The organism is Streptomyces sp. NPDC004435 (assembly GCF_042873895.1).
Taxonomy (GTDB): Bacteria; Actinomycetota; Actinomycetes; order Streptomycetales; family Streptomycetaceae; genus Streptomyces.
In genome coordinates, this window is sequence record NZ_JBIAMB010000013.1 from 235333 (window position 1) to 257677 (window position 22345).

Annotated in this window: 18 protein-coding genes, 1 tRNA gene and 1 pseudogene; 11 read left to right on the top strand and 9 right to left on the bottom strand. The window is 74.5% G+C overall.

Annotated elements, in window-relative coordinates; genetic code table 11:
* The first annotated feature begins 59 nt into the window (after positions 1-59).
* Positions 60-311: a DUF6479 family protein gene (locus ACFYT9_RS24415; protein WP_387270462.1), complete on the top strand. Its 252-nt coding sequence runs from the start codon at positions 60-62 to the stop codon at positions 309-311.
* Positions 312-323: 12 nt separating this feature from the next.
* Here the strand turns inward: ACFYT9_RS24415 and ACFYT9_RS24420 are convergent, their stop codons facing one another.
* Positions 324-1397, bottom strand: a complete 1074-nt coding sequence (locus tag ACFYT9_RS24420; protein ID WP_387270463.1) for a mechanosensitive ion channel family protein — start codon at positions 1395-1397, stop codon at positions 324-326.
* Positions 1398-2056: 659 nt separating this feature from the next.
* Here ACFYT9_RS24420 and ACFYT9_RS24425 point away from each other — a divergent pair.
* Positions 2057-3682 carry an alpha/beta hydrolase gene (locus ACFYT9_RS24425; RefSeq protein WP_389167152.1) on the top strand — a complete coding sequence of 542 codons (1626 nt, stop codon included), beginning with the start codon at positions 2057-2059 and terminating at the stop codon, positions 3680-3682.
* 214 nt (positions 3683-3896) lie between these two features.
* On the top strand, positions 3897-5171 hold the full coding sequence (locus ACFYT9_RS24430) for a serine hydrolase domain-containing protein (protein WP_389167154.1): 1275 nt from the start codon (positions 3897-3899) through the stop codon (positions 5169-5171).
* A 108-nt stretch (positions 5172-5279) separates the two neighbouring features.
* On the opposite strand, the gene ACFYT9_RS24435 is transcribed toward ACFYT9_RS24430, so the two are convergent.
* Positions 5280-5687: an NTP pyrophosphohydrolase gene (locus ACFYT9_RS24435; RefSeq protein WP_389167157.1), complete on the bottom strand. Its 408-nt coding sequence runs from the start codon at positions 5685-5687 to the stop codon at positions 5280-5282.
* A 534-nt stretch (positions 5688-6221) separates the two neighbouring features.
* On the opposite strand from ACFYT9_RS24435, the gene ACFYT9_RS24440 reads away from it, so the two are divergent.
* The 5 genes from ACFYT9_RS24440 to ACFYT9_RS24460 are packed head-to-tail and all read left to right on the top strand — an operon-like array spanning position 6222 to position 10073.
* Entirely contained in the window at positions 6222-8093 is a 1872-nt protein-coding gene (locus ACFYT9_RS24440; RefSeq protein ID WP_389167160.1) for a sensor histidine kinase, read from the top strand.
* 7 nt (positions 8094-8100) lie between these two features.
* Positions 8101-8535, top strand: coding sequence for a roadblock/LC7 domain-containing protein (locus ACFYT9_RS24445; RefSeq protein ID WP_376598372.1), 435 nt, complete (start codon positions 8101-8103; stop codon positions 8533-8535).
* A 2-nt stretch (positions 8536-8537) separates the two neighbouring features.
* Positions 8538-8909 (top strand): DUF742 domain-containing protein, encoded by a 372-nt coding sequence (locus tag ACFYT9_RS24450; RefSeq protein WP_376598374.1) that lies wholly within the window; start codon positions 8538-8540, stop codon positions 8907-8909.
* On the top strand, positions 8887-9510 hold the full coding sequence (locus ACFYT9_RS24455; protein WP_376598376.1) for an ATP/GTP-binding protein: 624 nt from the start codon (positions 8887-8889) through the stop codon (positions 9508-9510). The genes ACFYT9_RS24450 and ACFYT9_RS24455 overlap by 23 nt, the downstream gene beginning before the upstream one ends.
* On the top strand, positions 9507-10073 hold the full coding sequence (locus tag ACFYT9_RS24460) for a GAF domain-containing protein (RefSeq protein ID WP_387270469.1): 567 nt from the start codon (positions 9507-9509) through the stop codon (positions 10071-10073). The genes ACFYT9_RS24455 and ACFYT9_RS24460 overlap by 4 nt, the downstream gene beginning before the upstream one ends.
* Before the next feature lie 88 nt (positions 10074-10161).
* Here the strand turns inward: ACFYT9_RS24460 and ACFYT9_RS24465 are convergent, their stop codons facing one another.
* On the bottom strand, positions 10162-11370 hold the full coding sequence (locus ACFYT9_RS24465; RefSeq protein ID WP_387270470.1) for an acyl-CoA dehydrogenase family protein: 1209 nt from the start codon (positions 11368-11370) through the stop codon (positions 10162-10164).
* A 370-nt stretch (positions 11371-11740) separates the two neighbouring features.
* On the opposite strand from ACFYT9_RS24465, the gene ACFYT9_RS24470 reads away from it, so the two are divergent.
* Positions 11741-11814, top strand: a tRNA-Pro gene (locus ACFYT9_RS24470).
* Between the two features lie 109 nt (positions 11815-11923).
* Positions 11924-12532, top strand: a complete 609-nt coding sequence (locus ACFYT9_RS24475) for a DNA-binding response regulator (protein ID WP_387270471.1) — start codon at positions 11924-11926, stop codon at positions 12530-12532.
* 9 nt (positions 12533-12541) lie between these two features.
* Here ACFYT9_RS24475 and ACFYT9_RS24480 read toward each other — a convergent pair whose 3' ends face one another.
* Positions 12542-14326, bottom strand: coding sequence for a sensor histidine kinase (locus tag ACFYT9_RS24480; RefSeq protein WP_389167166.1), 1785 nt, complete (start codon positions 14324-14326; stop codon positions 12542-12544).
* A 280-nt stretch (positions 14327-14606) separates the two neighbouring features.
* Between ACFYT9_RS24480 and ACFYT9_RS24485 the strand changes: the two genes are divergently transcribed.
* Complete coding sequence (locus ACFYT9_RS24485) at positions 14607-16553, top strand: serine hydrolase domain-containing protein (protein ID WP_389167167.1); 1947 nt, start codon at positions 14607-14609, stop codon at positions 16551-16553.
* A 25-nt stretch (positions 16554-16578) separates the two neighbouring features.
* On the opposite strand, the gene ACFYT9_RS24490 is transcribed toward ACFYT9_RS24485, so the two are convergent.
* The 5 genes and pseudogenes from ACFYT9_RS24490 to ACFYT9_RS24510 form a co-directional block, all read right to left on the bottom strand.
* Positions 16579-18219 carry an ABC-F family ATP-binding cassette domain-containing protein gene (locus ACFYT9_RS24490; RefSeq protein WP_389167170.1) on the bottom strand — a complete coding sequence of 547 codons (1641 nt, stop codon included), beginning with the start codon at positions 18217-18219 and terminating at the stop codon, positions 16579-16581.
* 255 nt (positions 18220-18474) lie between these two features.
* Positions 18475-18759: pseudogene (locus ACFYT9_RS24495) on the bottom strand (hypothetical protein); the annotation flags it as partial.
* Between the two features lie 182 nt (positions 18760-18941).
* A complete protein-coding gene (locus ACFYT9_RS24500; RefSeq protein WP_389167173.1) occupies positions 18942-19547 on the bottom strand; it encodes an RNA polymerase sigma factor in 606 nt (201 codons plus the stop codon).
* Positions 19548-19821: 274 nt separating this feature from the next.
* A complete protein-coding gene (locus ACFYT9_RS24505) occupies positions 19822-21465 on the bottom strand; it encodes an acyl-CoA dehydrogenase family protein (RefSeq protein WP_389167208.1) in 1644 nt (547 codons plus the stop codon).
* 130 nt (positions 21466-21595) lie between these two features.
* Complete coding sequence (locus ACFYT9_RS24510) at positions 21596-22204, bottom strand: TetR/AcrR family transcriptional regulator (protein ID WP_389167176.1); 609 nt, start codon at positions 22202-22204, stop codon at positions 21596-21598.
* Positions 22205-22345: the final 141 nt, after the last annotated feature.

A 22345-nucleotide genomic window follows, 5' to 3' on the forward strand; every position in this document is an offset into this window, starting at 1 on the left:
CGGCGCGCGGGGATCGCCCGAAATGCCCCCTGCGCCCCCGTCCCGACCGGAAGGCGCCCATGACCAGCGCAACCCTGTACACGGCCGGACCCGCGCTCGCCTCGGCGGGCTCGAACGCCCTGGGCTTCGGCCTCGCCATCGGGGTGATCGTCGTCGCCCTGCTGCTCGCCGCCTTCTGGTGGGGCGCCCGCCGCGCGGCGCGACGGCGCCGGCCCCTCGGCGACCCCACGGCCGCGCAGCCCGGTGCGCCCCGGGACGACTCCTGGTCCACGCCCGACGAGCGGCGGGAGGGCGGCGACGGCCGGGGCTGAGCGCGTCGCGCCTCAGCCGGCCGGCGCGACCGGAGGCGATCCGCCCTCGCCGCGCGGGGGCGGACCCATGACGATCCTCGGCAGCGCGGCCGGGTGCTCCCGGGAGAGCCAGCGGACCAGCTCCTCGCGGACGGCGCAGCGCACGGTCCACAGCTCGTCCGGATCCTTCGCCGTGACCAGCGCGCGGACCGTGATGCCGGTGGGCGAGGTGTCCGTGACGGCGAGGTCCCAGCCGCGCCCGTCCCACCCGGAGCACTCGTCGAGGAAGTCCCGCAGATGCGCCCGGAGCGCCGCCACCGGGGTGGCGTGGTCGCAGTGGAGGAAGACCGTGCCGGTCATCTCGGCGCCGCCGCGGGACCAGTTCTCGAAGGGGCGCGAGGTGAAGTACGAGACCGGCAGCGTCACGCGCCGCTCGTCCCAGGTGCGGACCGTGAGGAAGGTCAGGGTGATCTCCTCGACCAGTCCCCACTCGCCGTCGACGACGACCGTGTCGCCGATCCGGACCATGTCGCCGAAGGCGATCTGAAAGCCCGCGAAGAGATTGCCGAGCGTCGACTGCGCCGCCACGCCGGCCACGATGCCGATGATCCCGGCCGAGGCCAGCAGCGACGTGCCCAGCGCCCGGAACGACGGGAAGGTCACCAGGGCCACCGCGCACGCGATGACCCCGACGCCCACCGACACCACCCGGGTGATCAGCGTGACCTGCGTCCGCACCCGGCGCACCCGGGCCCGGTCCAGGGTGCGCCCGGCGTAGCGCGCGTACGAGGACTCCACCAGGGCGGTGGCGACCCGGACCGTCAGCCAGGCGCCGCTGCCGATCAGGCAGAGCACCCGGATACGGGCGACGAGCCCGGCGTGGTCCTGCGCTGGGGCCCACTCGGTGACGCGCACGGCCCAGCCGAGCAGGGCGGTGAACAGGACGACGAACAAAGGGGTGCGGCACCGGCGCAGCAGCCCCCACAGGGGCGTGCCGGGACGCCGCGCGTCGGCCCGGCGGGCCACCAGGTCCGCCGCGCGCACGACGGCGTACGCGGCCAGCGCGGAGCCGCACAGGGCGATCAACAGCCGTAGCGAGTTCTCCATGCCCTCCGCCTCACCACCGACGCCCGGGACAAACAATTCGGCGACGCGCGAAGCGGGTTGAGACGCGACGGCACACCGCCGGGGGGAGCGGCCCACCCGGGGGAGGAGGGCGCCGGCGCCCGGGAGGGGCTGGGCGGGAGAAGCGGGGCCCGGGGCGGATGCGGAACCGGACCCGGGACGGGTGAGCGGCCTGCCCCCGACCGGTGCGGCGACCGGACCCGGGGACGTAGCAGTGACCCACCCGGAGAGGAGGATGACGACGCCCCGGGAGGGGCTGGGTCCGGGACAGACGCGGGACCGGCCCCGGGGCGGACGAGCGGCCGGCCCCCGGACACGGCGGGCGACGGGACCCAGGGACGCGGAAGCGGCCCGGCGCCGAGGACGGTAAGCCGATCGGACACTCCGGACGCGGGCGCGGCCGAGAGCCCAGGGCGCGGCGGCGGATCCCGGAAGCGGCCGCGTGCCCAGGGCGGGGCGCCGCTCGGACCCCGGACGCGAAAGCGGCCGCCCGCGTTCGCCTCCGCAGGGACCATTTCGGCGCGCGCTCCTCCTCCCGGAGACGTACACGATCCGCTCCTCGCGCGGGATTCCTTCCCGGCGAGATCCACGAAAGGGTGCTGCGGACCGATCCCTCCGCACCCACGAGGAACTGACGCCCTGTGCGCACCCGAATAGCCTCCGTCGTGGCGATCACCGCCGCCGCGACGCTCCTGCCCGCCCTGACCCCCGCGGTCGCCGCCCCCGCACCCGCTCCCGCGCGGGCCACGGCGACCGCCGCCGCGGCCGCCTCCGCCGTCGGCGCCTTAACGCCGTACACCCGGCAGAAGCTCCGCTGGGCGCCCTGCGACCCGCAGGCGCCCGCCGAGCTCGAATGCGCCACCCTCAAGGTCCCCCTCGACTACGCCGCCCCGGCCGGCCGGAAGCTCGACCTCGCCATCTCCCGGGCGAAGGCCACCAGCCCCCGGGACCGGCGCGGAGTCCTCCTCCTGAACCCCGGCGGACCCGGCGGCCCGGGGCTCGACATGCCGCTGTGGATGGCGCCGCAGCTGCCCGACGCCGTGAAGCAGAAGTACGACCTCATCGGCTTCGACCCGCGCGGCGTCGGCCGCAGCTCACCGGTGAGCTGCGGCCTCACCGGCGACGAGCTGCACTGGCAACGCCCTTACAAGGCAGCCTCGTTCGACCGGGACGTGCGCTGGGCGCGGACCGTGGCCGAGAAGTGCCGGGCGCGGAACGGCGCCGTCCTGCCCCACCTCACCACCCGCAACACCGCCCGCGACATGGACGTCGTCCGTGCCGTGCTGGGCGAGCGGAAGATCTCGTACCTGGGCTACTCCTACGGCACCTACCTCGGCGCCGTCTACACCCAGCTGTTCCCGCAGCGCGCCGACCGCTTCGTGCTCGACAGCGCCGTCGACCCGGCGCGGATCTGGCGCGGCATGATCCAGGTCTGGGCGGAGGGCGCCGAGCCGGCGTTCACCCGCTGGGCCGGGTGGACCGCGAGCCGGGACGCCACCTACCGGCTCGGCGACACCCCCGGCGAGGTCCGCGCGGCCTTCTGGAAGCTGGTCGCGCACGCCGACCGCACCCCGATCGAACTCGACGGCCAGCGACTGACCGGCGACGACATCAGGGCCGGCGCCCGCGCCTACTTCTTCGACCCCCAGGCCGCCGCCGAACTGGTGGTCATGCTGAAGACCGCCGCCGAGGGCGGCACCCCGCCGGCCGCTCCGTCCCGGCGGACCGCGCCGGAGCGGCCCGTCCCGCCGTCGTTCGCGGCGGGTGCCGCGGTGAAGGCGGCGGCCGACGTCCCCGCCGACAACATGGACGCGAGCTTCTGGTCCGTCGTCTGCGCCGACACCCGCGCCTGGCCGCGCGATCCGGAGCGCTACCGCCGCGACGCGGTCCGCGACAAGGCGGCGTACCCCCTCTACGGCGACATCGCCTCCCACATCAAGCCGTGCGCGTTCTGGCCGGCCGGCGCCGAGCCGGCCACCCGCGTGGGCAACGCGTCCGGCGCGCTGATCCTCCAGAACGAGTGGGACTCCCAGACGCCGCTGGTCAGCGGACAGGGCCTGCGCCGCGTCATGAAGGGCGCCCGCATGGTCACGGTCCTCGGCGGCCAGGGGCACGGCGTGTACGGCTCCGGCTCCTGCGCCGACGCCACCGCCACCGCCTATCTGACGACGGGCCGGCTGCCCGCGTCCGACGTGAAGTGCAAGGCCACACCGCAGCAGGTCCGCAACGAGGTGCGGCTGCCGCTGCCTTCCCCGCAGGGCTTCTGACGGGTCGGGGCCTTCCCGTCACGGGAGGGCCCCGCACCACGGAACGAAGGATTTCCGGGCGTGTGTCCCGCGCCCGGGAACCTTTCGGCGCCTGTCACCCTCATGATCGGTAGGCACGGGGGCGCGGCCGCTTCACCGGCGCGTGCGCCCGCGCCCCGCGGGCACGGAGGGCGTGCGCCGCGCCGAACACCACGTGAGCAGCCGAGGATCCACCGTGCCCCTGACGTCCCACCGCCGTCTGACCAGCGGCGCCGCCGCCACCCTGATCGCCGCGCTCGCCGCCGGGCTCGCGCCCGCCGCGACCGCCGCGCCCCTCCCCGCCCCCGCCGCCCGGGCCGCCGCGACCCCGGCGACCCCCGCCCCCGACCTGGCCGGCGTCCGCGCCGCCCTGGACGCGGCCATGGCCGAGGGCGCCCCGGGCGCCATGGCCCGCTTCGCCGGTCCCGGCGGGGTCGAGAGCCTGACCGCCGGAGTCCGGGACCGCGTGTCGGGCGCGCCCATGGACATCCACGCCCGCTTCCGGATCGGCAGCGTCAGCAAGACCTTCTCGACCGTCGTCCTGCTCCAGCTGGTGGAGGAGGGACGGCTGGAGCTGGACCAGCCGGTCAACCGCTACCTGCCGGGTCTGCTCCCCGACGACCGGATCACGGTCCGCCACCTCCTGACCCACCGCAGCGGCCTGGCCGACTACACCAACGCGATGTTCGCCGACACCGTGCCGGGCTTCGAGGCCGTACGGAACCGGGTCTTCACCTACCAGGAGCTCGTCGACCTCTCGCTCGCCGAGCCGCGCACCACCGAACCCGGCGTCTCCTACCGCTACTCGAACGCCAACTTCGTCGTCGTCGGCATGCTCATCGAGAAGCTGACCGGCAAGCCGGTCGACCGCGCGTACGAGCGCCGCATCTTCAATCCGCTCAAGCTGCGCGACACCTCCTACGTCCACCCCGACACGCGCATCAAGGGCCTGCGGGTCCGCGGCTACCTGCACCCGGACGCGGCCGGCCAGCCGCTGGTGGACTCCACCGAGCAGACCGTCTCCTGGGCGCAGTCCGCCGGCGCCGTCATCTCGACCCCCGCCGACCTGAACACCTTCACCAGCGCGCTCATGCGGGGCCGGCTGCTCTCCCCGGCGATGCTGGAGGAGATGACGACGGTCACCCCGACCGACACGACGAACACCCGCTTCTACGGTCTCGGGCTGCGCCGCTACGACCTGACCTGCGGCACCCAGGTGTACGGCCACACCGGCACCGTGCAGGGCTACTACACGTACGCCTTCTCCACCCGCGACGGGCGGCGCAGCCTGTCGGCGGTCGCGAACACCTCCAACCGCGGCTCCGCCAACACGGCGCTCGGCGGCACGCTGGAGGCGGCCTTCTGCGGCCCGAAGCCGGCGCCGAAGGCGACCGCGCGCAGCGCGTCCGGAGCCGCGACCGCCGACACCGCGCCGCTGCCGGCCGAGCGCGACCTGCCCGAGCGCCACTGACCCCGAGGGGTTACGAGCCCGAGAGGTCCTGAGCCCTGGGGCCCCTGAGTGTCAGGGGCCCCGGGCTCTCCGGAACACGCAGTCCGGCGGCACCCCGAGGGGTCCGCTCTAGGAGGCCCCGCCGGTCGTACGGGGCAGGCTGCGGGGCCCCGCGCAGCGGGCGCCCGTCTCCTCCACCCGCCGGCGCAGCTCACGGTCGGCCGTGATCACCAGACACGGCCGGCCGTCGGCGTTCCGGGCGAGCGCGGCGATCAGGTCGTCGCCGCTGCCCTCCGCCTCCTCCACCCGGACGCCCGGCACGGACGCCACCCCGCGGGCCCGCCCCTCGACCACCAGCACGATCTCGTACGGCCCCGGCCACGGCCCGTCGGCGGGCCCGCCGTCCGCGGCGAGCCGGTCCCGCAGCCGCTCCGCGGCCCCGCGCCGGTCACGCCACCACCCGTCGGGAACGGATCCCACGACGTTGGCCCCGTCGACGACGAGCAGGGGACGGGGGGAGGGGGCTTCGGCGCTCATGGCACCAGCATGGCAGCCCCGCGGCGGATCCGGGGGAGCGGCTCTTACCGACGGTCACGAGGCCCGCGGGACCTCCCTCACCCTCCGGGGTGGAACGCGACGCTCCGGACGTGTACACGCTCCGTGACGAAGAGGGCGGCGAACGGCCTCCCCACGCCTTCCGCAAGGATTCCGGTCCGCTCCGGACCGAGGGCGTTTCCGCAGCGGAAGGGGACCAATCGGCGCCTCCGCCCTCTTTCGTACGGTTCCGCTCCCGGCAACTTCCGCGCCGGACTGGCGACTTTCGGCCAATCGATCTCGGCCGACCGTACCGGCCTCGATACCAGACTCCCCAGGTCTACGGGCAGGTTTGCCAACTGCGCACCCACGGTGAACGGTTGACGACTACCCTGTGTGTTCGGTGATCATCGGTAGGCTCATCGCACCTGCCAAGCTCACCGGCAGTCCGTCAGCAGCCCCGCACACCCCCCGACCCACGAGTACCCCCAAGTACCCCTCAGTACGCCGAATTCCGGGCACGTACCAAGGACACTCATGTCACAACTTCGCGCACCCGCCCCGCGGTCCGACCGCCGCGAGGGCGGGCGGCACGGCCGTTCGGGCGCCCGCACCACGACCACCGGCACCACTCCGGCCAGGCCCGCGACGGCCGCCCCCGCCGAAGTGCGCATACGCCCCCAGCTGCTGCGCACCTCCGTGCTCCCCGCCGTCGCCACCGCCCTCGCCGGCGCCGCCGCCGTCCTCTTCACCCTCCGCTCCACCGGCACCAGCCCGACGCCCGGCCTGTGGGCCGCGCTCGCCGGAGCCGCCGCCCTCGCCATCGCCTCCGTGACGGCCGCCGCGCTCGGCGCCGACCGCGTCGCCCGGGCCGTCCTCGCCCGCGTCGCCGGCGTCCGCCGCGACGCGACCCGGGACCAGGGCGAACTGCACGCGCTCATCGAGCAGTTGCGCCGAGGAGACGAGCCGGCGCCCCGGCCCGCCCTGCCCGACACCACCCGCGGCGACGAGTTCGACCGCCTCGGGGCCGAGCTGGCCCGCTCCCACGAGGCCGCCGTCTCCGCCGTCGTCCAGGCGTCCCGGCTCTCCAGCAGCGTCGGCAACGAGCAGAAGGTCGAGGTCTTCGTGAACCTCGCCCGCCGGCTCCAGTCCCTCGTCCACCGCGAGATCCAGCTCCTCGACGAACTGGAGAACGAGGTCGAGGACCCCGAGCTGCTCAAGGGCCTCTTCCACGTCGACCACCTCGCCACCCGCATCCGCCGCCACGCCGAGAACCTCGCCGTCCTCGGCGGCGCCATCTCCCGCCGCCAGTGGTCCAACCCGGTCACCATGACCGAGGTGCTCCGCTCCTCCATCGCCGAGGTCGAGCAGTACCCCCGGGTCAAGCTCGTCCCGCCGATCGACGGCACCCTCCGCGGCCACGCCGTCGCCGACGTCATCCACCTGCTCGCCGAACTGGTCGAGAACGCCACGGTGTTCTCCGCGCCCCACACCACCGTGCTGCTCCGCGCCCAGTACGTCACCGCCGGCCTCGCCATCGAGGTCGAGGACCGCGGCCTCGGCATGCCGGTCACCGAGCAGAACAAGATGAACGCCCTGCTCGCCGACCCCGACCAGGTCAACGTCGCCCATCTGCTCCAGGACGGCCGCATCGGCCTCTTCGTGGTCTCCGCGCTGGCCCGCCGCCACGGCATCGCCGTGCGCCTCCAGTCCAACATCTACGGCGGCATCCAGGCGGTCCTCGTCCTTCCGCAGGGCCTTCTCGGCGCCGACCCCGAGGGCCTCGCCCAGCACGAGCGGCACACCGCCGCGGTCACCGGCGGAGGCGGCACGCCGCTGCCGCCCCAGCAGCCGCAGAGCCGGCCGCAGCCCCAGCCCCAGCACGACCGGCCCCAGACGGACCGGCCGTCGTACCCCGGGACCGACGCCCCCTCGGCGCCGTTCCCGCCGGCCGCGGCGCCCGCCCCCGCGCCCGTGGAGGCCCCGGCTCCCGCCGCGTACCCCTACCAGGCCCCCGCGCCGGCCGCACCCCCCGCGCCCGCCGCCCCGGAGCGCCCCGCGCCCCTGCCGGAGGAGCCCGTCGGGCCGAACCCCTTCGTCCCCTCCGGCGCCGGAGCGCCCGCCGGGTACGCGGAGCACTCCGCCGCCCCCGCCGGCTTCGGCACCCCCGTCCCGCCGGCGCCCCCCGCGCCCCGGGCGGAGGCCCACGGCCGGCCGAACCTGCCCAAGCGGCGTGCCCAGGAGCACCTCGCCCCCCAGCTGCGCGACCAGCCGCAGACCCGCGCCGGCGAGGAGCACGCCCTGCACGACCCCGGCCTGATGGCCGCCTTCCAGCGTGGGATCGGCCTGGCCGAATCCCAGCCCACCCCCCAGGAGTCGCTGCGTCACGGCGACGCGCACAAGGAGTAGATACACGATGGCGAGCAATGTGCCGAACGGCCATTCCTCGGATCTCGACTGGCTGTTGAGCGGTCTGGTCCAGCGCGTCCCGTACACCCGGAGCGCGGTCCTCCTCTCCTCCGACGGCCTGGTGAAGTCCGTCCACGGGCTCGACCCCGACGCGGCCGACCACATGGCGGCCCTCGCCTCCGGGCTCTACTCGCTCGGCCGCAGCGCCGGCGTCCGCTTCGGCGACGGCGGCGAGGTCCGCCAGGTCGTCGTCGAACTCGACTCCACCCTGCTCTTCGTCTCCACGGCCGGGTCCGGCACCTGCCTGGCCGTGCTCGCGGGCCGCGAGGCCGACGCCGCCGTCCTCGGCTACGAGATGGCGATGCTGGTCAAGAGCGTCCGCCCCTACCTGGTGACGCCCGCCCGGCAGGCGGCCACCGCGGCGGGTGGCGCCGGTCAGTGAACGTGTCTCCTCCACAGGAAGGGCCCTGGCTCGACGACGCGGCCGGCCGGCTGATCCGCCCGTACACCGTCAGTGGCGGACGGACCAAGCCCACTGCCTCGCTCGACCTGCTCTCCCTGGTGATGGCGACCGGTTCCGGCCCGCAGGCCCACATGGGCCCCGAGCACAGCCTGGCTCTCGGACTGTGCGCCGGACCCACCTCGGTGGCCGAGATCGCGGCGCACTTAAAGCTCCCGGCCGTCGTCACCAAGGTCCTCCTCTCCGACCTCGTGGACTGCGGGGCCCTCACCGCGAGGGCCCCGCGCTTCCACGCCAATCCATCCGACCGTTCCTTGCTGGAGGCAGTGCTCGATGGCCTACGACAGCGGCTCTGAACGCCATGACGGTTTCGCGGCCGACCCCTTCCCCACCGCGCTGAAGATCCTGGTGGCGGGCGGCTTCGGCGTGGGCAAGACGACCTTCGTCGGCGCCGTCAGCGAGATCGAACCGCTCAGCACGGAGGAGCTGCTGACCTCGGTCAGCGCCGCCACCGACAGCCTGGAGGGCGTGGAGAAGAAGTCCACGACCACCGTGGCCATGGACTTCGGGCGGATCACCCTCGACGACCGCAACGTCCTCTACCTCTTCGGCACCCCGGGCCAGGAGCGGTTCTGGTTCATGTGGGACGAGCTGTCCGAAGGGGCGCTCGGCGCGGTCGTCCTCGCCGACACCCGCCGCCTCCAGCAGTGCTTCTCCGCCATCGACTTCTTCGAGCGGCGGGGCATCGCCTTCGTGGTCGCCGTCAACGAGTTCGACGGGGCCTTCCGCTACGAGCGGGACGAGATCCGCCAGGCCCTCGACCTCGACGAGCACGTGCCGATCGTGCTGTGCGACGCCCGGATCTCCAGCTCCGCCATCAGCACCCTCCTGACCCTCGTCCAGCACCTCCTCAACTCGACCCCGGCCCACGCGCCGAGCTTCGGAGCCACGCCATGACCTACGACCCGACGGGTCACCTCCTCCTGACCCCCATCGACAAGGAGGCCCCGGACCGGGTCCGGCGGTTGCGCGAGCTCGGCCTCGGGGAGCGGCCCGACCCGGCCTTCGACGAGTTCGCGCACCGGCTCGCCGAGGTCACCGGCGCCCCCTTCTCGATGGTCAACTTCATCGACGAGAACCGGCAGTTCTTCGCGGGGCTGCACACCCCGGGCGGCTCGCACTCGGGCTCCGACCTCGGCGCGGCCGGCGCGGGTGGCGTGGGCCGGTTCATGGCCCGGGACCACGGCTACTGCCCGCACGTCGTCGTCCGGCGCAAGGCGCTCGTCCTGGAGGACGTCTGCGACTACCCGCGCTTCGCCGGCAACCCAGTCGTCGACGAGATCGGCATCCGCTCCTACATGGGCGCGCCGCTGATCGACCGCACGGGCGTGGCGCTCGGCACCATCTGCGTGGTCGACACCGACGTCCGGCCGTGGGGCCGCTCCGGTCTGGAGACCATCAAGGCGATGGCGGCGGAGCTGGTGGAGCAGATCCACCGCCGTGAGGACTCGATGTACTGATCTTCTCCGAGCCCGGTCCGGTCCCGTCAGGTTCCGGGCGTGACGAGGGCCCGTACGGCAGCCGCCGTACGGGCCCTCACGCGTTCCGTCACGCGGAGGCGGGCTCCAGCTCCGGGGTGCGGACCAGCTCGGAGAGCCGCTCCGACCAGCTGCCCTTGCCCTGGCCGAGGGCGACCTCGCCCAGCCGGAGGAGCTGGACGTCGGAGGTGCCGGCCGGCGCGAAGATGTGGTGCGCGTCGCGGAGGTACCGCTCGATGGACCGGTCGGTGAAGAGGCCGGCGGCGGCGTGGATCTCCATGGCGTTGCGGCCCGAGTCGATGGCCGACTCGACGTTCACCAGCTTGGCGTTCATCAGCTCGGTGTCGCAGGAGAGGCCCTGGTCGAGCAGGTGCACCGCGTGGTACGCGGCGAGGCGGCCGGTCATCAGCCGGGACTGCATCTGGCCCAGCTTGAGCTTGACCGTGGGCAGTTCGGAGAGCGGCTTGCCGTAGCGGATGCGCTCGGTGGCGAAGCGGGTGGTCTCCTCCAGGATCGCCTGGTGGATGCCGAGGGAGACGGCGGTGAGGTTGGCCCGGCCGTACAGCACGCTGGAGGAGTACGCGACGGCGAGGCCGTCGCCCTCGTCGCCCAGCCGGTTGGAGGCCGGGACCCGGCAGTTCTCGAAGATCAGCTCGCCGAAGCTGAAGCCGTGCAGTCCCATCGCGGGCTGCTGCGGGCCGAGCCGGAAGCCCGGCCGGTCGGACTCGACGAGGAAGGCGGTGAGGCCCTTCGAGCCGGGCCCGGTCCTGACCACGACGCCGTGCAGGTCGCCGACGTGGCTGTTGCCGACGTACACCTTGCTGCCGTTCAGGATGTAGTCGTCGCCGTCCCGCACCGCGCTCGCCGACATGCCGAGGACATGACCGCCGGACTCCGGCTCGGTCACGGCGATCGTCGGCAGGCAGGCGCCCGAGGCCACCTTCGGCAGCCAGGTCTTGCGCTGGGCGTCCGAACCGAAGTGGACGATCTTGGCGGTGCCGAGCTGGGAGGCCTGGACCATGGCGCCCATGGCGCCGCTGACCCGGGAGAGCTCCTCGATGATGATCGTCTTCGCCAGGTGTCCGGCGCCCATGCCGCCGTACTCGGGGCTGATCGTCGCGCCCAGCCAGCCCTGCTCGGCGATGAGCCGGGACAGCTCGTGGTGGACCGTCCGGGATGCCTCCATCTCCGCTATCCGGGGTCTCACCTCGTGTTCCGCGAAGCCGCGGACCGTCTCCCGGAGCTGATGATGAAGCCGGCTGCTGAAGTAGCTGTCCATACGAGTCCCTCCCTGCGAATCGCCTGCCCGGCATGGTCCGGGCAGGTGGTGCATCGGCAGTGGTCCCGTCCCGAACAGGCCGACACTTCATGGTGTTGATCTTTCCGGGATGGATCAATATTGCCCCAGTTTTTGTCCGAAACCGATGCTGTTGACGATCACTTCGGACTGTGTTTCGTCTGATCCGGAGCCCGTGAGTCCGCGGGCCCGAAATCGTCCAGGGGTGACTTTCTGCCACGACCCCCCGGCCGGCCCTCACCTTCCGGCCACGGCCGCGTGACGCCGGTAAAGCGGTTCGTGACCACCAGGGGAAGTGCGGTATTGTTCTCTTGCACGCAGGGCCGGGGGAAACCCCAGGTCAGACGGGCATCGGGACGTGGCGCAGCTTGGTAGCGCACTTGACTGGGGGTCAAGGGGTCGCAGGTTCAAATCCTGTCGTCCCGACTCGAGAGAGTCGTGGTTCAAGGGGCCGTCTCAGAGCGATCTGAGATGGCCCCTTGATCGTTCTTGGGCACGGTGTGCCGGTGGTCGTGCCCCGCAGGCGGGGGGCCTCATGATCCGGATTCTGCTGGCGGAGGACATGCACCTGATCCGCGGGGCGCTGGTCGCCCTGCTGGGTCTGGAGCCCGACATGGAGGTCGTGGCCGAGGTGGCCCGCGGGGACGCGGTCGTCCCCGCCGCGGTCGCGCACCGGCCCGACGTCGCCGTCCTGGACGTCGAGATGCCCGGCGGGGACGGGCTGACCGCCGCCCGCGACCTGGCCGCCGTGCTGCCGGAGTGCCGGATCCTGATCCTCACCGCCCTGGGGCGCCCCGAGGTCCTGCGGTCGGCGCTCTCGGCCCGGGCGAACGGCTTCATGCTGAAGGACGCGCCGCCGGACCGGCTCGCGGACGCGGTGCGCGCGGTGGCGGCCGGCGAGCACGTCATCGACCCGAAGCTGGCCGCCGCGGCGCTCATGGCCGAGCGGAGTCCGCTGACCGCGCGGGAGACCGACGTCCTGCGCCTGGCCGCCGACGGCGGTGAGCTCGCCGAGATCGCCCGCCGACTGCACCTGTCGCAGGGCACGGTGCGCAACTATCTCGGCGCGGCCGTCACCAAGCTCGACGCCCGCAACCGGCTGGACGCGGTGCGGATCGCGCGCGAACAGGGCTGGCTGGTCTGACGGCCCGGGTCAGGACGTGGCCGCGGGGGCGGGGGACGGCTCCATGAGCAGCGTCAGGGCGTAGCGGCGCCCGTCGGGAGTCGGGCCGGCCTTCAGGCGCGCGCCGAGGAGGGCCGCCCGGTCGCGCAGGTTCCCGATGCCGTTGCCGCCGGGGGCGTCGGCGCCGGAGGGCGGTGGCGGGTCGGCCGGGTCGCCGGACGCGGCTTCGCTGGTCACCTTCAGGACGCCCGGTCCGAACGCGATCTCGCACCAGCGGGTCGCGGGCGCGTGCCGCAGGACGTTGGTCATGGCCTCCCGCAGCACGGTGGCGCACAGCGCGTCCGTCGCCGGGTCGAGGGCGCCGGCGGTTCCCCGCACCCGCACCTCGATGCCCGTCGCGGCCAGGACCTCCCGGGCGGAGGCCAGTTCGGCGGCGAGCGTGAGCTCGGCCGCCTCGCCGGGGATCGCCCTCAGGTCGGCGAGGGCTCGCCCCGCCAGCCGCGCCGCGTCGGCGAGGTGGTCCTCCGCCTGCCGAGCGTCGGGCACCCGGTCGGCCAGCTCGCCCTTCAGGGCGATCGCGGAGAGTCCGTACCCGAGCAGGTCGTGGACGTCCCGCGCGATGCGCCGCCGCTCCCGTGCCACGGCGAGGGAGGCCAGCGCCTCGCGGGCCTCCCGGACCTCGTGGACGAGGCCGGTGAGCAGGGCCAGGCCGTGGAAGACCAGGGTGATGACCACGATGTCCAGGAGGAGGAGCGCGGTGCCGTGGGCCCCCGGGCCGTCGGTCCGCGCGAGGACCACCCCCGCGGTCAGGAGGGTGAGCGCCGTCGCGGCCGGCCAGGCGGCCCGCGCCGGGAGGACGATCAGCGCCGACGCGGCGGCGAAGGCCGTCAACTGGGGGTAGGGGCCGTCGGGGACGGTCAGCATGCCCAGGGCCAGCACGACCTGAGCGCCGAGCGTCCAGGGTGCGTACCGGGGCCGGACGCCGGGCGGCCGGGGCAGGGAGTGGTACGCCTGCAGGGCCATGACGACGGTGAGCGCCGCCGCGTACAGGGCGCCGCGCCAGACCGGTATCTCCTCGCCGAGGAGGAAAACGGCACCCACGGTCAGGTATTCGAGGTGTGTGGCGATCACGATGGGCCAGGCCAGCCGGGGCGTCATGGCCCGGGGCGAGACGTCCGCCCGCCCGGCCGACTGCGGCGCCGGTGCGGCCCGTACGCGCTCCGCCGCCTGCCGTGCCACCGTCACCACCTCCCGCGCGGACTGCCGCCCCCGGCCGGCCAGCACGATGACCGAGGCGAGGGCGGAACCCAGCACCGCCTCCAGTTCCCGCCCGGTCTGCCTCCTCTCGGCGGCGACCCGGGCGTCGGCCAGCGCCCCGCGGGTGGCGCCCAGTTCGGCGTACAGGTCGGTGAGCCGGCTGAGCGCGTAGATGACCAGCCCGTGGGCGAAGGCGTTGCCGATGCCGTTGAGCACGGTGAAGACCTCGCCGTCGCCGGGCGCGAGCGGTCCCGCGGCGAGGACGACGAGGACGAACAGCGGCCACCGGACGGGCCGTTCGACGGTGAGGAGCACGGAGGCGGCGAGGAAGCCGGGCAGCCCCGCCCACGGGGCGAGGACGATCTGCGCGGCGAGCGTCCACGCCCCGCGCAGCCGCCGCGTCCAGGGCAGGCAGGTGACCAGCTGCACCAGCAGCACCAGGACGGCGGCGGGCCCCGGAAGAAGCCGGCCGGGCTCGATGGCGAACCCGGTCAGCACGAGCACGAGCACCACCGGGACAACGACCACCGGCCCTCGCGGGGAACCGTCCGTGTCCACGTCCGCCTCCGGTGTCCGGCGGCGCTCGGGCAGCCCCGGCGACCGCCGGAACCCCCGCGACCAGGACCGGGGAGCGCCCGGCGGCGGACCGCCTTCAGCGCCCGGCCCCGGGCCGTCCTCCCGCCGCTTCCGCGTCCCGTCTCCCCACGTGATCACGGAGCCACGCTAGCGGCAGCCGGCGGCAGCACCCGTCCCGCCCGCGCCCCACCCGTGTGAAATACACATCGGCCGGTGCGCCTCGCACTGCCGCCGCCCCGGCCCCGGACGGGATCGTCGACCCATGCGTACGAAGCCGATACGGGCCCTCGCCACGATGGCCGCCACGATCACGATCAGCACGACCGCGCTGCTCGCCGGTGCCGCTCCCGCCTCCGCCCGACCCGCGCTCCCCGCCCGGGCCGCGACCCCCGCCGAACTGGAGTCCCTGGTCGACGCCGCCGTGTCCGGACACCTGAGGGACGACCGCATCCCGGGCGCCGCCGTCACCGTCGTCCGCGGCGGGAGGACGGTCCTGGCCAAGGGGTACGGCGTCGCCGACGTCCGCACCCGGACACCCGTCGACGCCGAGCGCACCGGCTTCTTCCTCGGCTCCCTCGCCAAGCTGTTCACCGCCCAGTCCGCGTCCCGGCTCGTCACCGAGGGAAGGATCGACCCGAGGGCCGACGTCAACGACCGCCTCCGCGGGGTCGTCGTCCCCGACACCCACCCCGGTCGCCCCGTCACCCTGCACCATCTGCTCACCCACACCGCGGGCTTCGACAGCGACCTCGTGGGCCGCAACGAGGCGGCGCCGGAGGACGTGGAGCCGCTCGCCGAGAGCCTCACCACGCGCCGGCCGCCGCGCGTGCGCGCTCCCGGGGAGACCGCCGCGTACGACAACTACGCCTACGCCCTCGCCGGCCGGCTCGTCGCCGACACCTCGGGACAGGACTTCCCCGCCTACGTCGACACGCACATCCTCCGGCCGCTGGGCATGAGCGGCTCCACCTTCGCCCAGCCGCAGCCCGCACAGATCGCCGCGCACCTCGCCCGCGGCTACCGGCCCGACGGCGGGTCGGGATGGATCGAGGCCAAGGGCCAGTACGGGGCGTGGAGTCCGGCCGGACCGGGCGCGGTCAGCACCGCGGGCGACATGGGGCGCTGGCTCGTCGACCAGCTCACCGCGGACTCGGCGGCGAACCGCCTGATGCGGCGGGTCCACCACCGCCAGGACCCCCGGCTGCCCGGCGTCGGCTACGGCTACGAGGAGTGGCGCCGCGGCGGACACACCGGCTGGTTCAAGGACGGCGACATCCCCGGCTTCCACTCCAGCCTGCTGCTCCTGCCGGAACAGGACCTGGGGGTCTTCGTCGTCTTCAACGGCGACGGCACCGACGGACGCGCCGCCTGGGACGGCAGGAAGCTGATCGACGAGGTCGTCGACGCGCTCGCCCCCGCCTCCGCCACCCCCGACCCCGCGCCCACCGCGACGGGGCCCGACCCCGCGACGTACACCGGCAGCTACCGCTCCGCCCGGGTCAGCCGCACGAGTCTCATGGCCGTGGAGGGGCTGGTGGGAGCGGTCACGGTCGAGGCGGACGGCGAGCGCGGGCTGCGCACCACCGGCCTCTCCCTCGACCCCGACCGGGACGAACAGCGCTGGACCGCGCTGGGCGACGGACTCTTCCGGGAGCGCGGCGGCAGCGGTGCCACGCTCGCCTTCACCGCCGACGGCGTCCTCGTCTCCTCGGCGACCCCGACGACGGCCTACGAGAAGCTGTCGTGGCGCCGGTCCCCGGCCCTCCATCTGACCCTGCTCGGTTCCGGTCTGGCCGTCACCGCCCTCGGCGCGCTCGCCTTCCCCGCGACGGCGGCCGTACGGCGCCTCCGCGGCCGGCCGTCGCACCCGCGCGGTGCACGGGCCTCGCGCGCCGCGGCGGCGGTCACCGGACTGCTGGCGGTGGCCTTCGCGGGCACGCTCGCGGCGGTCGTCGCGGACGGCAACGCCATGATGGAGAGGGTGCCGCTGGGCTCCCCCCTGCTGTCCGCGGTCACCGGCCTGGGCACGGCCCTGGTCGCGGCGTCCCCCGGTGTGGTGGCGGGCGCGGTCGCGGCCTGGCAGCGGGGCTGGTGGACCCGTACCGGCCGGACCCTCTTCACGATCACCGCACTCGCCTCCGTCACCACGGCGAGCATGCTCCTCACGTACCACCTGGTCGGAGCCCCGCTGGCCTGGTTGGCCGGCTAGAAGGCGCGGGGCGCCGCCGGACGGGTCACTCCGGGGCCCCCGTCGTGCGGAGCGCTCCGTCCTCCAGGCGCAGCCAGCGGTTCACCCCGATCGCGGAGAGGAACCGCTCGTCGTGGCTGACCACGACGAACGCGCCCCGGTACGCGTCGAGCGCGCTCTCCAGCTGGCCCACGCTGACCAGGTCGAGGTTGTTGGTCGGCTCGTCGAGCAGCAGCAGCTGCGGCGCGGGGTCGGCGCACAGGACGCAGGCGAGGGTGGCCCGGAGCAGTTCCCCGCCGGAGAGGGACGCGACCGGCAGGTGCGCCCGGGCGCCCCGGAACAGGAAGCGGGCCAGCAGGTTCATCCGCTCCGCCTCGGGCCGCTCGGGCGCGAACGCGGCGAAGTTCTCCGCCACCGTGCGCTCCGGGTCGAGCAGGTCGAGACGCTGCGAGAGGGCGGCGATCCGGCCCTCGCCGCGCTTGACCAGCCCGCCGTCCGGGGCGAGTTCACCCGTGACCAGCCGCATCAGGGTGGTCTTGCCGGAGCCGTTGGGGCCGGTCAGCGCGATCCGCTCGGGACCGCGCACGGACAGGTCCACCCCGCCTCCGGCGAAGACGTCCCGCCCGTCGTGCCGGACCCGCATCCCCTCCCCGAGGAAGAGGTTCCGCCCGGCCGGAACGCGGGTGTCGGGGAGGTCCAGGACGAGCCGCTGGTCGTCCCGCAGCGCCCGCCCGGCCTCGTCGAGCCGGGCCTGCGCCTCGCCCACACGGGAGGCGTGCGTCTGCCCGGCCCTGCCGGCGGACTCCTGCGCTCCGCGCTTCATGGTGCCGGCGAAGATACGCGGCAGCCCGGCGCTCTTCAGATTGCGCGCCGCGTTGCTCGCCCGCCGCTCGGCGCGCTCGCGGGCCTGCTGGAGCTCCCGCTTCTCCCGCTTCAGCTCCTGCTCCGCGTTGCGCACGTTCTTCTCGGCGACCTCCTGCTCGCCGCGCACGGCTTCCTCGTAGGCGGTGAAGTTCCCGCCGTACAGGCGCAGTCGGGAGCCTCCGAGCTCGGCGATCCCGTCCATGCGGTCGAGCAGCGCCCGGTCGTGGGCGACCACCAGGAGGAGCCCGTCGAAGTCGTCCAGCGTGTCGTAGAGCTTGTGCCGGGCCTCCCGGTCGAGGTTGTTCGTCGGCTCGTCGAGCAGCAGCACGTCGGGCCGCCTGAGCAACTGCGCGGCGAGGCCGAGGGAGACGATCTGGCCGCCGCTGAGGGTGCCGAGGGTGCGGTCGAGGGCGAGCCCGCCCAGACCGAGCCGGTCGAGCCGGTCGCGGCTCCGCTCCTCGATGTCCCAGTCGTCGCCGATGGCGGTGAAGTGCTCCTCGCTCACGTCGCCGGACTCGACGGCGTCCAGGGCGCGGATCACGTCGGCCACGCCGAGCACGTCGGCGACGGTGAGCCCGGCGGTCAGGGGCAGGCTCTGGGGCAGGTATCCAAGCGTGCCGCCGACGGTGACCGAGCCCGCGGCGGGGCGCAGCTCGCCGGCGATCAGCTTGAGCAGGGTGCTCTTCCCGGACCCGTTGGGCGCCACCAGGCCCGTACGGCCGCCGGTCAGGCTGAACGACAGATCCTGGAAGACGGGGGTGTCGTCGGGCCACGAGAACGACAGGTCCGAGCAGACGACGGTGGTGGAGAGGGCGTGAGACATGACGATGACCTCGGGGGAGGACAGGGGGCGGGCGGCGGACAGGGCTCCGCCCCGGGCAGACGAGGGAAAAGGGGTACGACGGACGGGCCACTGCGGTGTCGCGCTCCTCGGCGCGTCCGGTGGCCGTCAGCTCCGGATCTCACCCGGAGATGTCGTCGTCACCCGCCACGGCTGCTGCTCCTCGTCATAGGGTCCGGCCCCGAAGGGCCGAGGTCTCCTCCACCGTAACAGCCGCTCCTCCCCGACCGCCGGAATTTATCGCCGGGGTGTACCGGCGGGCCGGGGCCCCGCCGGGGTGAGGGTGCAGACGCCGTCGTCGCACCGCCGCTCCAGCCGGCCGCGGGAGATGGTCTGGGCGAGGCCGACCGCCCAGCACGTGGGGCAGCCGCGGAAGGCGATCAGCGCGAGGGGGGCCGCGAGCAGGCTGACCGGGCCGGTCACCGGGACCAGGGCGATCGTGCCGGCGATGAGGCCGAAACCGACGGCGCCGCGCGCGAGGTGACGCGGGACGGACTTGCTGGCGTAGTCGGGGCCTTGGGTGGGCTTGCTGGTGTGGTGGGGGACTTGGGTGGGCTTGCTGGTGTGGTGGGGGACTTGGGTGGGCTTGCTGGTGTGGTCGGGGCTTTGGGTGGGCCTGGCGGTGTGGTCGGCGTCCCGGGCGGGCTTGCCGGTGTGGACGGCGTCGCGGGTGGGTTTCGCGGTGTCGAGGGTGGGTGTGGTGGTCACGGTCGCGGGGCTCCTTGGTCGCGGTGAGGGGCGGGTGGCGTGGGGAGGGTGGCGGGTCCGGGGGCCGTCAGGGCGTGGCGCAGGGCGGCCCGCGCCCGGTGCAGGCGGGACTTCATCGCCGCGTCGCTCAGGCCGAGCGCGCGGGCGACGGTCCTGCCGGGCAGGCCCTGCACGTCGCGCATGACGAGCACCTGCCGCTGGTCGCGGGGGAGGGCGCCGACGGCGGCGGCGATCCGCTGCGCCTCCAGGCGGTGCAGGACGGCCTCCTCGGCGGACGGCCCCGCCTCCGCCTCCGGCCCGGCCTCGGGCTCCTCGCCCCGCCGGACGAGCTGCCGGACCTGCCGGAGGCATTCGTTGCGCACGATGCGGAACATCCACCCGGCGAGCGCCCCCGTCGCCCGCAGGGTGCCGATCTTCCGGTACAGGATGATCAGCGCCTCCTGCGCCGCGTCCTCCGCGTCCTGCGGAGAGGCGCAGAGCGACAGGGCGAACCTCCGCACGTGCGGCTGGGATTCCATGACGACCGTGGTCAGCGACGCGACGTCGCCGTCCTGGGCCGCCCTGACCAGCCGCTCGTCGGGCCAGGAGAAGCGTCGGTTCATGTGCGGTCCCTCTTCCTCGTGGTGCTCCGTGCGCTCCGGCGGGGGCGGCCGGTCAGGTCCGGCTCCGGTAGCGGCGCAGCAGGTGCCAGCTGCACGCCCCGACGAGGACGGCTCCGACGACGACGAGTGCGACGACCATGGTGTCTCCTTCCGTGGACCGGCCCGTGCGGCCGGTACGGGGAAAGGAGACGGCTGGGCGCGAAAAGGATTCACCCCCGCCGCGAGATTCTTCGCGGCGGGGGTGAGGGGGCGGCGGCTCGGGAGTGGCCCCTCGTCAGACCGGGAGCCGTGCCAGCAGCGCCGTGAAGTCGGTGGTCGCGGGGAGGGTGCCGAAGGCGAGGCCCTGGTCGCCGGCGAGCCGTGACGCGCAGAACGCGTCGGCCACCGCCGCCGGGGCGTGCCGGACCAGGAGGGAGCCCTGGAGCACCAGCGCGGCCCGCTCCGCCACCCGGCGGGCCCGCAGCGGCGCGTCCTCGGTGAGCCGCAGCTCGCCCAAGAGCTCCGCCCAGGCCGCGTCGAGCCGCCGGTCGGCCCCGGCCGCCGCCTCGATCTCGGCACGGAACGCCTCCATGGCCTCCGGCTCGCGGGCCAGGGCGCGCAGCAGGTCGAGGGCGCTGACGTTGCCGGAGCCCTCCCAGATGCTGTTGAGCGGGGCCTCGCGGTACATGCGGGGCATGCCCGACGCCTCGTCGTAGCCGTTGCCGCCGAGGCATTCGAGGGCTTCGGCGACGGCGGGGGGCTGCCGCTTGCACACCCAGTACTTGCCGACGGCGGTGGCCAGGCGGAGGAAGGCGCGCTCGCCCTCGTCACCGAGCCGGGCGCGGTCGGCCGCGCCGGCCAGCCGCAGCCCGAGGGTGGTCGCGGCCTCCGACTCCAGCGCCAGGTCGGCGAGGACGTTCCGCATCAGCGGCTGGTCGATCAGGGTCGCGCCGAACACCGAACGGTGGCGGGCGTGGTGGGCCGCCTGGGCGAGCGCCCCGCGGATGCCGGCGGCCGAGCCGAGGACGCAGTCCAGGCGGGTCATCGTCACCATGTCGATGATGGTCCGCACGCCCTTGCCCTCGGGGCCGACCGGCCAGGCCACGGTGTCGTCGAACTCCGGCTCGCTGGAGGCGTTGGAGCGGTTGCCGAGCTTGTCCTTGAGGCGCTGGATCCGGAAGGTGTTCCGGCTGCCGTCGGGGAGCACGCGAGGCACGAGGAAGCAGGAGAGGCCGCCGGGCGCCTGGGCGAGGACGAGGAAGAGGTCGTTCATCGGCGCGCTGGTGAACCACTTGTGGCCGCGCAACCGCCAGGTGCCGTCCGGGAGTTCGACGGCGGTCGTGGTGTTGGCCCGCACGTCGCTGCCACCCTGCTTCTCCGTCATGCCCATCCCGGCGAGCAGCCCGCGCTTGCCCGCCGGGGCGCGCAGTCCGGGGTCGTACGAGCGGCTGGTGAGCAGCGGGACGTACGTCTCGGCGAGGGCGGGGGAGTGGCGCAGCGCGGGGACGACCGCGTACGTCATCGAGATCGGGCACAGGTGGCCAGCCTCCAGCATGCCGGCCAGCATGAAGCCGGCGGCGCGCGCCACGTGCGCGCCGCGCCGGTCGTCGGCCCAGGCGGCGCCGGCGAGGCCCTCGGCGACGGACAGGTCCATCAGACGGTGGTACGCCGGGTGGAACTCGACCTCGTCGACGCGGTTGCCGTACCGGTCGTGGGTGCGCAGCTCCGGCTCGTGGCGGTTGGCCTGGTCCGCCCAGTGCTGGGCCTCCTCGCCGCCGACGATCCGGCCGAGGCGGTGCAGGTCCGCCAGATGCCAGCCGGCGCCCTCGCGTTCGACGCCTTCGAGGAGCACCGGGTCGGCGGCGGCGTCGTGCCCGGTCAGCGGCGGGGCCTGGTTGGTGACGGCGTGCGTCACGGCGGTGGGACGGCTCTGGGGCACGGCGTCGGTGGCGTCGGCGTTCGCGGAGCCGAGAGTCGTGGTCACGGTGGTTCCTCCTCCGGAGGGCGGGGCGGGGCGGGTCGCGGCGGGGTCGGGTCCGGGCGGCGGGCGGCGGCCGGTGTGCGGCGGGCTAGGGGGGCGGGGCGCCCGCGCAGCGCAGGGCCATGGCCGTGAGGTCGGCGAGGAGGGCGTCGGTGGTGGTGGCGCCGGGGGCCCCGAGCGGGTCGACCAGGACCTCGCCGATCGCGCCGGTGAGGGCGGCGGAGGTGATCTCGCCGTTCTGCTCGGGGAGCGTCCCGTCGGCGATGCCCTCGCGGATCACCTCGGCGAAGAGCGCGCGGTAGCGGCGCCGGAAGTCGAGCCGCTCGGCGCCGACGGCGGGTTCGGCCGGGGCGGCCAGCAGGGCGTAGGCGAGCCCGCGGTTCTCCAGGGCCCGGCGGGCGAAGACGTGGATGCCCCGGCTCAGCCGCTCGACCGGGTCGCCGGGGGCGGCCAGGACCTCGCCGAGGACCTCCACCTCCCGCCCGGCGGCGCGCCGGAAGACCTCGACGGCGAGCGCCGCCTTGGACGGGAAGTGCTGGTAGACGGAGCCGGCCGCGATGCCGGCGGCGTCGGCCACCGCGGTCACCGACGCCTGCGCCCAGCCCACCTCGGCGACGACCGAGGTGGCGCAGGCGACCAGATGCTCCCGGGCGGCTTCGAGCCGGAGGAGCTCGGCAGGGGTCTTGCGGTAGGCCATGAAAAGAAGTGAACCACCATTCAGATGTTCCCGCCACGACCGGTTCCCCGGCCGGGCGCCTGCGAGGCGGCGCACGGACAGGGCGACGCATGGGGCGACGCATGGGGCGACCGGGCGCCGACGGCCCGGTCCCGGTGGTCC

Coding starts and splice junctions, on each gene's coding strand:
- ACFYT9_RS24415 (WP_387270462.1), top strand. CDS start 60: ATGACCAGCGCAACCCTGTACACGGCCGGACCCGCGCTCGCCTCGGCG.
- ACFYT9_RS24420 (WP_387270463.1), bottom strand. CDS start 1,397: ATGGAGAACTCGCTACGGCTGTTGATCGCCCTGTGCGGCTCCGCGCTG.
- ACFYT9_RS24435 (WP_389167157.1), bottom strand. CDS start 5,687: ATGAGCGCCGAAGCCCCCTCCCCCCGTCCCCTGCTCGTCGTCGACGGG.
- ACFYT9_RS24440 (WP_389167160.1), top strand. CDS start 6,222: ATGTCACAACTTCGCGCACCCGCCCCGCGGTCCGACCGCCGCGAGGGC.
- ACFYT9_RS24445 (WP_376598372.1), top strand. CDS start 8,101: ATGGCGAGCAATGTGCCGAACGGCCATTCCTCGGATCTCGACTGGCTG.
- ACFYT9_RS24455 (WP_376598376.1), top strand. CDS start 8,887: ATGGCCTACGACAGCGGCTCTGAACGCCATGACGGTTTCGCGGCCGAC.
- ACFYT9_RS24460 (WP_387270469.1), top strand. CDS start 9,507: ATGACCTACGACCCGACGGGTCACCTCCTCCTGACCCCCATCGACAAG.
- ACFYT9_RS24465 (WP_387270470.1), bottom strand. CDS start 11,370: ATGGACAGCTACTTCAGCAGCCGGCTTCATCATCAGCTCCGGGAGACG.
- ACFYT9_RS24475 (WP_387270471.1), top strand. CDS start 11,924: ATGATCCGGATTCTGCTGGCGGAGGACATGCACCTGATCCGCGGGGCG.
- ACFYT9_RS24485 (WP_389167167.1), top strand. CDS start 14,607: ATGCGTACGAAGCCGATACGGGCCCTCGCCACGATGGCCGCCACGATC.
- ACFYT9_RS24490 (WP_389167170.1), bottom strand. CDS start 18,219: ATGTCTCACGCCCTCTCCACCACCGTCGTCTGCTCGGACCTGTCGTTC.
- ACFYT9_RS24500 (WP_389167173.1), bottom strand. CDS start 19,547: ATGAACCGACGCTTCTCCTGGCCCGACGAGCGGCTGGTCAGGGCGGCC.
- ACFYT9_RS24510 (WP_389167176.1), bottom strand. CDS start 22,204: ATGGCCTACCGCAAGACCCCTGCCGAGCTCCTCCGGCTCGAAGCCGCC.